Annotated in this window: 10 protein-coding genes; all 10 read right to left on the bottom strand. The window is 63.3% G+C overall.

Annotated features, from left to right (window positions below):
* Nucleotides 1–174: 174 nt before the first annotated feature.
* The 10 genes from QM596_RS25315 to glf all read right to left on the bottom strand — a co-directional run bounded on the left by QM596_RS25315 (nucleotide 175) and on the right by glf (nucleotide 12,914).
* Nucleotides 175–1,170: an LLM class F420-dependent oxidoreductase gene (locus QM596_RS25315; protein ID WP_020968111.1), complete on the bottom strand. Its 996-nt coding sequence runs from the start codon at nucleotides 1,168–1,170 to the stop codon at nucleotides 175–177.
* Nucleotides 1,171–1,376: 206 nt separating this feature from the next.
* On the bottom strand, nucleotides 1,377–2,330 hold the full coding sequence (locus QM596_RS25310; protein ID WP_019746409.1) for a cutinase family protein: 954 nt from the start codon (nucleotides 2,328–2,330) through the stop codon (nucleotides 1,377–1,379).
* 9 nt (nucleotides 2,331–2,339) lie between these two features.
* On the bottom strand, nucleotides 2,340–2,891 hold the full coding sequence (locus QM596_RS25305) for a DUF732 domain-containing protein (protein ID WP_019746408.1): 552 nt from the start codon (nucleotides 2,889–2,891) through the stop codon (nucleotides 2,340–2,342).
* A gap of 106 nt (nucleotides 2,892–2,997) precedes the next feature.
* On the bottom strand, nucleotides 2,998–4,881 hold the full coding sequence (locus QM596_RS25300; RefSeq protein ID WP_020905771.1) for an alpha/beta hydrolase-fold protein: 1,884 nt from the start codon (nucleotides 4,879–4,881) through the stop codon (nucleotides 2,998–3,000).
* Between the two features lie 253 nt (nucleotides 4,882–5,134).
* Nucleotides 5,135–6,145: an alpha/beta hydrolase gene (locus QM596_RS25295; protein WP_020905770.1), complete on the bottom strand. Its 1,011-nt coding sequence runs from the start codon at nucleotides 6,143–6,145 to the stop codon at nucleotides 5,135–5,137.
* A gap of 331 nt (nucleotides 6,146–6,476) precedes the next feature.
* The gene (locus QM596_RS25290) at nucleotides 6,477–8,396 is read right to left on the bottom strand and encodes an arabinofuranosyltransferase AftB family protein (protein WP_029254208.1); all 1,920 of its coding nucleotides are present in this window, start codon (nucleotides 8,394–8,396) and stop codon (nucleotides 6,477–6,479) included.
* Nucleotides 8,374–9,279: a decaprenyl-phosphate phosphoribosyltransferase gene (locus QM596_RS25285; protein WP_003943808.1), complete on the bottom strand. Its 906-nt coding sequence runs from the start codon at nucleotides 9,277–9,279 to the stop codon at nucleotides 8,374–8,376. The genes QM596_RS25290 and QM596_RS25285 overlap by 23 nt, the downstream gene beginning before the upstream one ends.
* Nucleotides 9,276–9,809, bottom strand: coding sequence for a phosphatase PAP2 family protein (locus QM596_RS25280; RefSeq protein ID WP_003943893.1), 534 nt, complete (start codon nucleotides 9,807–9,809; stop codon nucleotides 9,276–9,278). The genes QM596_RS25285 and QM596_RS25280 overlap by 4 nt, the downstream gene beginning before the upstream one ends.
* The gene (locus QM596_RS25275) at nucleotides 9,790–11,703 is read right to left on the bottom strand and encodes a glycosyltransferase (RefSeq protein WP_029254207.1); all 1,914 of its coding nucleotides are present in this window, start codon (nucleotides 11,701–11,703) and stop codon (nucleotides 9,790–9,792) included. The genes QM596_RS25280 and QM596_RS25275 overlap by 20 nt, the downstream gene beginning before the upstream one ends.
* Nucleotides 11,700–12,914 carry a UDP-galactopyranose mutase gene (glf, locus tag QM596_RS25270; protein ID WP_007731822.1) on the bottom strand — a complete coding sequence of 405 codons (1,215 nt, stop codon included), beginning with the start codon at nucleotides 12,912–12,914 and terminating at the stop codon, nucleotides 11,700–11,702. The genes QM596_RS25275 and glf overlap by 4 nt, the downstream gene beginning before the upstream one ends.
* Nucleotides 12,915–12,934: the final 20 nt, after the last annotated feature.

Here is a 12,934-nt window from a genome sequence, read left to right as displayed (position 1 = left end):
CTCCGAAGCGATCACACAAGCACTGTCTTTCATGCCTGCGCCCCAGACTTCCTTCGCTCTCTCGGGTCCATCTTCGATCAATCGAATCGCACTTTGTGCGCAACTCACCTGAATCACTTCATCGATCCCAAACCATCGATATGTTACAGATTCGCATCGTCCGTATTCTCCGGCCTACTCGCCCGCCAGTAACGGGATGATCGGGGCGAACGCTTCCATCTGCGTCGGGAAGACCCCGACGTACGACATCGACGTCTTCTCGCGGACCAGTCGAATCTGGTCTGCGATTTCCTCGAAAGTGCCCACAGCCAGGTATGGAGAGTTCAGCAACTCCTCCACGCTCAGCTTACGATCCACTTCGATGTTCGGCGGAAAACCTTGGTCCAGAGCGGCGATTGCCATCTCGGCAGCCTGCTCTCGATCGTCGGTGATCATGATCATGGTGATGGTCCAGTTGAGTTCGATCTCATCGAAACGCTCGCCGGCAGCTTCGCGGATCCGCTCGACACGTTCGATGGTCTTTTCCATCGTGATTCCGGAGAGCAGAAGCCGCCCGTCACGGTTGGTCGGTGTGGCGACCGAGATGATGTCCGCGTACTTCGCGGCGAGAGCGAGCATCTTCGGTCCACCGCCTCCGACGATGATCGGCGGCCGCGGGCCCTGCCGCGGTCGCGGGCTGCCCTTGAGGCCACGCACCTGATAGTGCTTGCCTTCGAAAGTGCATTCCTGCCCGCGCAGCAGTGTGTCGAGAATCTGCAGAGACTCCTCGAGTTTCTCGATGCGAACGCCGGGGCTTTCGTATGCGATGCCGCCCTTGTCGAACTCTTCCTTCATCCAGCCTGCGCCGATACCGAGTTCGAGTCGACCACCGGACAGCACGTCGATAGTCGCCGCGTCCTTCGCGAGCACAGCAGGATGACGGAAGCCGTTGGCCAACACGGCAGTGCCCAGACGGATCTTGTCCGTGGCCACTGCGAGCGCTCCCAGAGCGGCGATCGGTCCGACCTGATTACCCAGGTGGTCCGGAATCATGAACGAGTCGTAGCCGAGTTCCTCGGCCTTCTGCGCAAGCTTGATGAAACGTCGCGCACCACCCTCTTCGGCGTTGCCCTCGCCACCGGCCGCAAACCGGAATTTGCGTAGGGCATCGCTGCCGTGGGTGGAACTCATATAGCGATTCTCCTGTGATGGACACGTACGTCGTACTCGGACTTCGAAACCGGACAAATCGAACCTACTCGCCAGTCACTTACGTGACAGCACTGTAGAGGACGCCCCCGGACCGTGCAGCACTCTACCGGGACCAAACGAGCAGATTACCCGCGAGCGAACTCCCGAGACGCCCGATTGTGACGAATCAACAGTGCGGCGGTGACTCAACTGTGGGGCGGTGTCGGTGCGGCGTCGATCTTCTCCGCAGCCCACTGTGCCATCCATTGGGTGGCCGTCGTGCCGTTCGGATCGACTTGGAAGGAGTTGTACATCGCGTGCACAGGGTTGTTGTAGTACTCGAGAAGCCGCGGCGCCGAACTCAACCAGTTGGTCGGATTGAGAGCGGCGGCCGGAGCGTCGCAGATACCGTCGCTCGGCGCGCAGATCTGATAAGTCCGGTCGTTGAGGTCGCCGAATCCGCCTGGCCTCGGGCCGGTCATCGTGAGACCGGGAAGCTTCAGCCCGTTCAGCGACAGCTCGGCGCCGACACCGGCAACGCTCGGGCCAACCGTGTTCCCGAACGCCGGATCGCGCCGACCGTCGGCAATCAAGCCCACGCCCAGAACCAGATCGGCAGGCACCGCGCCGGTACCGTCGCCGATACTCGCGGCGACGTCACCCGCGATCACCGCGCCCTGGGAAAATCCGGTCAGGACGTAGCTCGTGAGCGGGCACTCGGCGTGCCGCTTCATCAGAAAGTCGTTAGTGGCAGCAGTTCCCGCAGCCCGGCTGTTGTTGTAGGACTGCTGTCCGTCCGGCGGGATCGCAACCGGATTCGAAAACTGTGCGACGTAAGGAACGGTGTAGACGTCGGCCCTCGAACTATCGAACTTCTCCTGAAGAGGACGGGTCACGTTCAGCATCAACGACGCCGGATTGGCCGTCGGGTTGTACGGGTCGTCGGTAGCGCTCGACTCCCACGTACCCGGTATGGCTACTACCTGGACATCGGGGCAACTGGCCGGCTGAGAGACCGGTGGCTCCGGACTCGGCGGGATCGGAGTCGGCGAAGGCACCCGCCCGGCCAGGATGTACCAACCGCCGATCACGACCGCTGCGACCACAAGAATGATCAGCAGCGGGATCAGGCACCCACGACGCTTTCCAGACCTCGCCATGACCCGCGCCTACTTGCAGTAGGTGGTGTTGGCGACGTCGATATAGATCTGAGCGTTCGCACCTGCCTGCTCGGGAGTGATCTGCTTGCCTTCCGCCGACGCTTCCTGGCCGACGAAGGCAGTCACGAAGGTCAGGACCTCGTCGTCGGTCTGAGGACCGGCAGCGCAGATGTAATTGGCCGTGTTGACGGCGATGCTTCCGTCACCGGCTGGGGTGATGCCCTTCGCCTTCAGTCCGTCGAGGAACTTCTGTGCCTCTGGACTGACCTCGACGACTGTGGGGCCCGGGAAGCCTTCGATGCTCTGCGGCTGCTCCGGCGGCGCGGTGGCTGCTGCTCCTGGACTGGTGGGCGCAGCCGACGCCGTCGTGGTCGCAGAGGCGGACGCAGACGCCGAACCGCTCGAGGACGAAGCCGCAGCGGACGTCGTGGTGACCGGATTGGAGGTTGCAGTGGAGTCGTCACTACCGCACGCGACAAGCGCACCACCCGTGGCGAGCGCCAAGGCGCCGACCGCGATCGCGCGTGCACAAGTGTTTCGGTTACCCGAGAAAAGCGACATCAATGTCCGTCCTTGCCTTCAGTCGAAAGTCCATCAACAGGTTACGCAACGCACGCGGGCGGGCACCGATCCGTGATCGGGCCCGCCCGTCGTGCACCACTGTGAGTTAGTGAACTTCTGTCTTGTCACCGATCACCGTGATGTAGCCGAACTGGAAGTTCTGCTGGACACCACCGGGAATGTCGAATTTGTCACTGATCGGGAATCCGAGGCGGCCGCCCTCGTATCCGACGCTCTTCCAGCCGTCGAAGAGCGGGCCGTTCTCGACGGACCATGCACCGGTGCCGGGGCTCCAGTAGATGTTGCCGCCCTCGAACTCGGTGAAGCGTCCGTTGTCCTTGATGGGAACCTCGTTCGACTTCGGGAATCCGAGCCAGCCGTTTTCCCAACCGAGTTCGCCGTACTTGCCCATGATCATTCCGAGAACCGCGTGAGTTCCGTTGGCGCTGCTGTACATCGCGCCGATCTCGAATCCCTGAACCTTGCCCGGCTTGCCGGGCGTCGCGATCTCGTCGGCGGTCGGGTAGCCGAGCGGGCCACCTTCCCATCCCTGTGCGGACCACTCGGCGAGGATGTCGCCGCTGACGGGGTGAGCGCCGGTCTGCGGGGTCCAGTAGATGGAGCCGTTCTGGAAGTGGTTGAAGCGTCCGCGTCCGTCGGGGGTACCGAGTTCCGGGGTACGCGGGAAGCCGAGCGGGCCGGCCGCTGCTCCGGTGTTCATGTACGCGCCGGCGATACGACCGGCGACAGGCTGGGCGCCCGTTCCACTGGTGAAGTAGATGCGACCGTTGCGGAAGTCCTGTGCCAGTCCACCCGCGACGCTGTACTCGGGCGTGATGCAGTCGCCGATCCAGCCGTTGGCTGCAGCCGTCGCACCGATCTCACCCGAAGTGCCGCAAGCCGGCTTCTCGACCTCGACGCCGATGGCGTTGGCCAACTGCGGCCACAGCTGATGAAGCTCGAACTGCCAGTACGGCCACGAGTGGGTTCCGGACGGGCGGTAATTGACCTGCGCGGGGATGCCGAGCTGGTTGAGCTTGGTCGCGAAGGTCTGCGAGGTCAGGCGAGCGAGGATCTCGAGGCCCATACCTGCGTAGTTGGTGCTGACGCCGGGAATTCCCGACGGCTGGTCGTACGGGCCGGTCGTACCGCTACCACTCGAGACGTACAGACTGACGCCCTTGAGCTTCTCGGCGAGCGCATACGGATCGTGTGCAGCCCACTGTGCGTTGGACGGCGGTCCCCACATCGCGGCGGAGTTGTATCCACCGGCGTCGGTCATCGCGAACTGGATTGCCTGAGGCATGCCGAGCGAGGTGGTGGTGAGGATGCCGGACAGCGAAGCCGCGAACTTGAAGAAGCCGGGGTTACGCGCCGTGAGGAACATAGCGGACGTTCCGCCCATCGACAGTCCGACTACTCCGCGCGTCTGCGTGGTCCGCCAGTCCTTTTCGAGGATCGGGGGCAGTTCCTTGGTCAGGAACGTCTCCCACTGGTAGTTCTTGCCGTTGTCGGGCTCGAGCCAGTCGGAGTAGAAGCTGGACTGACCGCCGACGGGAAGAATGACGTTGACGTTCTTGTCCGCGTAGAAGGACTCAGCGTCGGTTTCGTAGGTCCAGGCGTTCTCGTTGTCGGTCGCGCGAAGACCGTCGAGCATCCAGACCGAGGGGAAGCTGGCCGACGGATTGACGTTCCAATCGCGAGCCAAGAGGATCTGCACCTGAATCGGGGTGCCCATCGCGGGAGAGTTCACCCACAGCGCGACGCGACGCTCACTGAGCCAGTCGACCTTCGTGACCGCTGCGCCGGTGGGGTTCTGGGTCACGGCCGGTGCGGCCTGAGCAGGTGCCGGCGCGGCTGCCGCGGTTCCGGCCGTCGTCAAGCCCGCGGCGATCGGCAGTACCAGCATCGCTGCCAGTGCGCCGACGACCTTTGTCCGGAAGGTTGCCCGGGACCGGCGACGGTCCTCCGTGGCAAGGCCTACTCGCATGAGCTCACTCTCTTTCCTTACGTTCGGTCCGCGCGTCGATCGTGTAGCCGCCTGAGCAGCCAGACCCCCGTTGAAACTATTTCTACACGCAAACGATCCCCGCTTGGGGTAGCCGCGCTGTTACTGGTGGTGCAATTGTTACTGACCTCAGGCGATCGTGCAGCACCTGAATACACAAGTGCCGTCCCGGTTTCCCTTGGAGGGAGTCCGGAACGGCACTGGTGAAGTGACTAGGTCACGGGATGGCGCACGATCACCAAGCGTTCATGGTGTCGAGGATCTGGCCGCGAGCCTTCCACAGCTCTGCCGACCAGTACGGCCACGAGTGCGTGCCGTTGGACGGGAAGCTGTAGGTGGCCGGGATACCCAGCGAGTTCATGCGGATCTGGAATGCACGGGTGTTGACCAGGGCGAGAGCTTCGAGGCCCATGCCGTTAGCCGTGTTGTAGTAATCGATCGGTGCGCGCGGGTGGTCGTATTCACCGGGCAGGCCGCTTGCCGACGAGATGTACATCGACAGGCCCTGCAGACGCGGTGCGAAGACGAACGGGTCGTTGCGCAGCCAGGACGGGCTCCACGGCGGTCCCCACATGGAGTCGACGTTGAAGCGACCGGCATCGAGCATTGCGACGCGGATTGCCTCGCGCATGCCGGGAGCCGAGATGTTCAGGTAGCCCGACAGCGAGCCGGCGAACTTGAACTGGTCGCGGTGGTAAGCAGCCAGCGTCAGAGCAGCGCTGCCACCCATCGAGAGACCGAGAACCGCGTTGTTGTTCGGCGAGACGCCGTAGTTCGCGAGGAAGTTGGGGAGTTCCTGCGTGAGGAACGTTTCCCACTTGTACGTGATCTGCTGACCGTTGAAGTTCGACGGTGCATACCAGTCGCTGTAGAAGCTGGACTCGCCGCCGACGGGCATCACGAGGGTGATGTTGTCGTTGCGGTACTGGTCCATCGCGTTGGTCTCGAAGCTCCACGCGTTGGCGTCGTTGCGCGCACGCAGGCCGTCGAGGAGGTAGAGGGCAGCGTTTCCGCCGCGTGCGGCCCACTGGACCTGGACCTTGATGTTGCCCATCGAGGAGGGCACCCACAGCTCGTCGTATCCGCCGGAGGGGGCGGTGTGGCTGGGAGCAGTGTGCGCGGGCGCAGCAGAGGCGACAGCACTACCGGCAACTCCTGCAGCAAGGGGTAGCACAAGTGCTGCGGCACCGATGGCCAACGCTCGGTGCTTGAGGCGCTGGGTCAGCCTCTTTCTGGCAAAACGCATGGATACTGCTCTCTCTCTTCGTCTGCGGCACTCACTCGGTGGAGTGGCTCCGGCGGATTCCGTCGGGGAACAGGCTTTTCTGCCAGCCCGAACAAGTTCGGGTCGGCAGCGGACCTCTTCCAAGTCACACTGCGCTCGCTGGACTTTATGTCACAGGTTCAGCTGTGACAAATAGACAGACCGTTACGTCTCAGTCCGCGGGCGACGCCGTCATCACCCGCAGGGAGTGATTCAGGTTAGGTGAATCGTCTTCGAGTACATCGTGGCCAATCGATTCGGTGTTACTGAATCGAAATATTCAAACCTTCAACCGTCGGTGATGCTGATCACATCACTTCGGCGGCTCCGGCGGAACGAGCCCGCAGCGTTCCAATTCGTAGGCCGGAACCCGGTCGAATCGGTACTTCGCGAAGTCGAAAGCCTGCTGGAAGTTCTGTTTGAATCTGGCCCAGGTCAGCTCGGAGCGATACGACGTGAGCAGCTCCTGCGTTTCCGGGCACGTGATGGCCAGCTTCGCGTCGGCAACCCAGTCCTCGTCGAGGAAGAACGGCAGCCACGGGCGAACGTCGATCATTCCGGTATCCGCGACCACCCAGTCCGGGTAAAGGTTCTTGTCGTGCCCGATCCGGCCGTCTTCGAGGCGCTCGGTGTGTGCTGCCAGGGGGTACGCCAGCCCCATCTGATCGAGCACCCGAACGTCGAGGCCCACGTTCATGCTCGTCATTCCGAGGTTGAGGAAGAAGACGACGTGCTCGGCAGGCTCCTCGAGCGGCCCTGGCGGTGGGACGACGAACCAGGAGTCGTAACTCGCCGACGGCAACAGCAGCCCACCCTCCGGAGTCCGCGCGATGGTCTCCACCATGGCACGCATTCGCGGATAGTCGAGGTAGTCCTCGGCAAGAATCGGGTGCTTGTGACCGGTGTTGAGTGCATAGAACGCACGCTCGTCGACGATTCCCGAGCGACCCACCACGGAGCCTTCCGGCATGCCCGTCGTGTTGGCGGCGAAGAAGGCCCAGATGATCGTGCCGATCCACAGCACCGCCGAGACTCCGAAGATCGCGGTGTCGCGGTTACTTCCGAACGCTGCCCGCGCCGGAACCCGCAACGGAATAACCGCGACAGGGATGAGCAGGCAGAACAACACCGGCAACAGGACGCGGCCGTGCATGAAGTCGCCGCCGACGCGTAGCGAATAGATCCCGAGGATCAGCCCACTGCCGAGGATGAACGTGACGACGGCCCGCGGCGTGCGCAGAAACTGCTGAAAGCGCTGCCACAGCGAGCGTGCGGGTTGATCGGTGGCGGTAGCAGGTGCGTCCGCTCGGCTTCGCCACACGAGCAGCAGCGCGCCGATGAGCAGGAACAGCAGCGGCAGCCAGAGCAGGTACGGCCCGACGAGGTTCCACAGGTACGCAAAACCCTGCGCCCACTTCGCGCCACCGGCGTCCTTCGACACCGCGGTGTTCGGGTACGGCAGGGCGTAATAGCCCATTCGCCAGATCTGATAGCCCACCGGCACAAGTCCGGCGACGACCACGATCAGTGCACGAATCTTCCAGGTCAGGCCTGCGGAGAGAACGATCATCATCAACGCGGCAGCACCGGGAATTGCCATCTCGGGTCGAACCAATGGTCCGAGGCCTGCCACGAACGAGAGAGTCAGGATCGACGCCGTGGACGGCGTCGACGCCTGCGCCCACCGAACGAGCAGTAGCCACAGGAGCGCGATCCAGAAGATCACCAAGCAAGTCTCGAGCCCGGAAGTGGCGAAATCTCGCGCAGGCGGAACCGCGATGTAGACGAGAACACCTGCCGGTACCAGCAGGATCGTTCCGCCCGCCGACGGCCGAACGCCGCGGTACAGACGACCGGTGCCGAGCATCGCCAGCACGACGGCAGCAGTCGAGAGTACGAGCGCGATCGTCAGAACGACGTATTCGAGGCGGATCTGCGTGAGCCAGCTGAACGCGTAGACGATGTACGTCCACGCGGTACTCGTGTTCGCCTCGACACGCTCCCCCGCATTGAAGACCGGGCCGTTCCCCGCGAGCAGGTTGCGGACGGTTCGCAAGACGATGAGTCCGTCGTCGGCGATCCAGCGACGCTCCCACGCCCCCCAGAACATGAGGGCAGCAGCAAGCACCACCCCGCCGAGAAAAACTCCTCGACTGAGGGTGGTGCGATTCGCCGCAGTGTCGACGTGCGGGTCGGCCTCGGTGCGTGGCTCAGACGAGGTAGACAGCGACACCCACTACTCCGATCCACGCAATCGCGAGGAGTTGCAGCACCCGGTCACCGAGCGCGATCTCCTCAGGCTCTCCGGCTTCGCCGCCGTCGACGTCCACCGCGTATCGCAGCACCGCGATGGTGAAAGGCACCATCGAGATGGCATACCAGTTGGTGCCCTTGATGGCGTCCTGTTGGAACGCCCACAGTCCGTAGCAGAGGACCAGCGTCGTCGCTGCCATCGTCCACACGAAACGCAGGTACGTCATCGTGTAGCTCTCGAGGGACTTACGGATCTTCGCGCCGGTCTTCTCGGCCAACTGCAGTTCGGCGTAGCGCTTGCCTGCCGCCATGAAGAGTGAGCCGAACGCCATCATCAGCAGGAACCACTGCGAGAGATCGATCTCGGCGGCAACGCCACCGGCGATCGCTCGAAGCAGGAAGCCGGACGAGACGATGCAGATGTCGATGACGGCCTGATGCTTGAGACCGAAGCAGTAGGCGAGCTGGATGACGATGTACACGCCCATGACCACGGCGAGTTGCCAGTTGGCCAGGAAGGACAGCCCGATCGCACCGGCAAGCAGCACGACTGCCATGCCGTACGCGATGTTGACGGGTAGAACTCCGGCCGCGATGGGACGGAATCGCTTCGTGGGGTGAGCACGGTCGGCTTCGACATCCATCGCGTCGTTGACGAGGTAGATGCCCGATGCCGCCATGCAGAACACGACGAACGCCAGCGCGACGGGCAGGAGCACGTCGGCTTCGGTGGCGGTTCCGGCCGCGATGGGCGCTGCCAGCACAAGGACGTTCTTGACCCACTGACGTGGGCGAAGCGCCTTGACGATGCCGGCGGGCAGGGACTTCGGGGGTCCGCTGACCGTAGCCGGTTCCTCGCTCATTTATCTCCACATTTCTGTTCGGCTCTGGCTTCTTCGACCCGGCGAACTACCGCCGCGGATGCGGCTCCCAGTGCCGCTCCGGCGAGTACGTCGGTCGGGTAGTGAACTCCCAGGACCAGACGCGAGAGCATCATCGGGGGCACCAGCAACGCCGGTAAGGGTAGCCCGGTGAGTCGACCGATCAGCACAGCCGCCGCCGTCGTCGACGTCGCGTGTGACGACGGGAAGCTGAGCTTGCTCGGTGTCGAGACGTTGACCTGCACCGAAGGGTCGGAAGGTCGCTTGCGCCTGACGACTCGTTTGATCACCACGGAGGCGGCGTGTGCACCGAATGCGCCGACGGCTGCTCCGGCCCACTCACGTCGACGCGGCTTGTCCACAGCAGCTCCGACGGCAGCGATCGCGATCCACCCGAGGGAGTGCTCACCGAAGTGAGACATACCGCGGGCGACCTTGACGGCTCCCGGCAGCTGCCCGACGGTCGATTGAATTCCGGCCAGAATCTGTACTTCAGGAGATGCCGAAGACACGTTCCCACCTTTCCGTGCTGGTCAGTGAAGGAACGGCGTCCTGGTACTGCTTCTTGAGTTCAGGGAAACGCGCGGCGAGTTCGCGGCGCAAACGCATGGCTTCCTTGAGCAGTTCGAGTGCCTGCTTGGGGTTGCGCTTGCGGTAGACGACGCCGCGGCCGTCGGCGGTGGTGACGGTGACGCCGTCGACCTGCGAGAGCAGGTACCACCTGGCGTCGATGGTCGGCACGTTGAGCTGAGGACGCTCGTGATGCTCAGGGTGCGCAGGCTTGAGGTTGTGTACCACGGCCTTGCCGACGCGGACGATCTTGGCGACGGGGTTGGTCGGCGCGCTGACGTCCCCGACCTCGGCGCCGGAGGGCAGCGGTAGTGCGGTTGCCGAGGGCACCACGACGGCGTCGGGGTACTCCTTGCGCTGGGCATGGACCTCACCGAGTGCGGTGGGCAGCATGTTCGCGACGTGTTCCGGTCCGGCAAGGAAGTCCGCGATGGCCTTGTTCTGGATCGCAACGGTGGAGTACTCGAGGCACAGCAGGTGCTTGAGAGTCGCCTTCACCGTGTTGACGACAAGGCCGCGGCCGTTGCCCGGCATATGGAGCGCGGCCACCACCAGACGGTTTCGGAGGTGGAAGTACGCCTGCCAGTCGATGGCGTCGTCCTTGTCGCTCCACGCCATGTGCCAGATCGCGGCACCGGGCAGCGTGACGGTCGGGTATCCGGCTTCCTTTGCGCGCAAACCGTATTCGCAGTCGTCCCACTTGATGAACAGTGGCAGCGGCTGCTTGAGCTCTTCCGCGACCTGGCGCGGGATCATGCACATCCACCAGCCGTTGAAGTCGACGTCGATGCGACGGTGCAGCAGTTTCGAATCTCGCAGCGAATTCTTGGAGAAGTCGTGGTCGTATTCGACGTTCGGCGCCGCAGACCACATGAAGATCCCGCGGTTGACCACTTCACCCATCACATGAAGGTGGCTGCGTTCCTGCAGGTTGAGCATCTGCCCACCCACCAGCATCGGCGACTTCGCGAAGCGCGAGAAAGCAAGCGCGCGAAGGATCGAGTCGGGTTCGATCTCGATGTCGTCGTCCATGAACAGGATGTGCTGGCACTGCGTGGTCTTGAGTGCCTCGTACATGATTCGGCTGTATCCACCGGAGCCGCCGAGGTTGCCCTGATCGTGAATGGCGAGCCGATCACCAAGTGCTGCAGCAGCTTCGGCGAACCCGGGCTCGTCACGCACCTTGCGGGTGCCCTGGTCCGGCATGATGACGGCCTTGATCACGTCGGACACCAGAGGATCCGAGGACAATGCAGCCAGCGCCTTGACAGCGTCGGTCGGGCGATTGAACGTCGGAATACCAACGGCAACAGTCGCTTCGCCGGGCGCCTCGACGGGCGCGTACCAGCCGCCGCTCTCGACGACGACGGCCGTATCGGTGGTGATGTCGAACCAGATCCAGCCACCGTCCTCGAACGGCGCCAGTTCCACCTCAAACTCGACCGCGGCATCGCCGTCGGCAAATTCCTTGCCTTCCACGTGAATTCGCGAAGAGTCCGCCTTGGAACGGTAGACATCCACGCGGCCGTGTCCGGACAGTTCGAGTCGAAGGACCACAGATTTCAGAATGGACCAGCGGCGCCAGTAGCTGGCGGGGAACGCGTTGAAGTACGTGGCGAACGAGACCTCGGTCTCGGCGCCGAGCGCGACGGACGTCCGCGAGGTGGAGTGAGCCCGACGACTGTTGGTCGAAGCTTCCTCCAAGTACAGCGTGCGGACGTCGAGAGGTTCGCCGGCACGGGGCAGGATGATCCGGGAGAGCAGGGACTTGCCGAGGTAGGTCACCTCGTCGCCGGTGACGACTTCTTCGCCTTCGAGTAGATGACGTGCGTTCATTCGCTCTCCCCTGCCAATTCCGCACCCGTTTCGAGATGCGGGCGCAGGGTGTTCTCGAACATCGTCAGTGCGCTGGCGATCGCCATGTGCATGTCCAGGTACTGGTAGGTGCCGAGACGCCCGCCGAAGAGGACCTTGTTCTCCGCGGTCTCCTTCTTGGCGCGGGAGCGGTACGCGGAGAGCTTCTCGCGATCCTCGGGCGTGTTGATCGGGTAGTACGGCTCGTCCTTCGCCTCCGCGGCACGTGAGAACTCACGCATGATGACGGTCTTGTCGGTCGGGTACTCGCGCTCGGGGTGGAAGTGACGGAACTCGTGGATGCGGGTGAACGGCACGTCCGCATCGTTGTAGTTCATGACCGGTGTGCCCTGGAAGTCTCCGGTGGGCAAAACCTCGGTCTCGAAATCGAGGGTGCGCCATCCGAGTGCACCTTCGGAGTAGTCGAAGTAGCGGTCGAGCGGGCCCGTGTAGATGACGGGTGCGTCGGGGCTCGCGGTGCGCAGTTCGTCGCGAACGTCGAAGTAATCGGTGTCGAGGCGGACCTCGATCTTCGGATCCTTTGCCATGTTCTCGAGCCACGCCGTGTAGCCGTCGACGGGCAGGCCCTCGTACGTGTCGTTGAAGTAGCGGTTGTCGAAGTTGTAGCGGACCGGCAGGCGGCTGATGTTCGCCGCGGGCAGCTCGGTGGGGTCGGTCTGCCACTGCTTTGCCGTGTAGTCACGCACAAATGCTTCGTAGAGCGGGCGTCCGATCAGGGAGATCGCCTTCTCTTCGAGGTTGGAGGCATCCTTCGAATCGATCTCGCTGGACTGCTCGGCGATGAGGGCCCGTGCCTCTTCGGGAGTGAAGTACCGACCGAAGAACTGCGACACGAGGCCGAGGCCCATCGGGAACTGGTACGCCTGTCCCTTGTGCAGCGCGAAGACGCGGTGCTGGTAGTTCGTGAACTCCGTGAACTGGGTGACGTAGTCCCAGACCTTCTTGTTGGAGGTGTGGAACAGGTGGGCACCGTACTTGTGGACCTCGATGCCGGTCTCCGGCTCAGCCTCCGAGTATGCGTTCCCCCCCAGGTGGTGACGGCGGTCCAACACCAGCACACGCTTACCCAGCTGGGTAGCGGCACGCTCGGCGATGGTCAGCCCGAAGAATCCCGAACCGACGACGATCAGGTCGTACTGGGCACGGGCGGTCTCTGAATTTGCAGCGGTCACGATGAACCAGGGTATCGGAC

This window comes from Rhodococcus sp. IEGM 1406 (assembly GCF_030056745.1).
Classification (GTDB): Bacteria; Actinomycetota; Actinomycetes; order Mycobacteriales; family Mycobacteriaceae; genus Rhodococcus_F; species Rhodococcus_F erythropolis.
The sequence above is the reverse complement of the archived record's forward strand: the minus strand, read 5'-3'. Positions and strand labels throughout refer to the sequence as shown.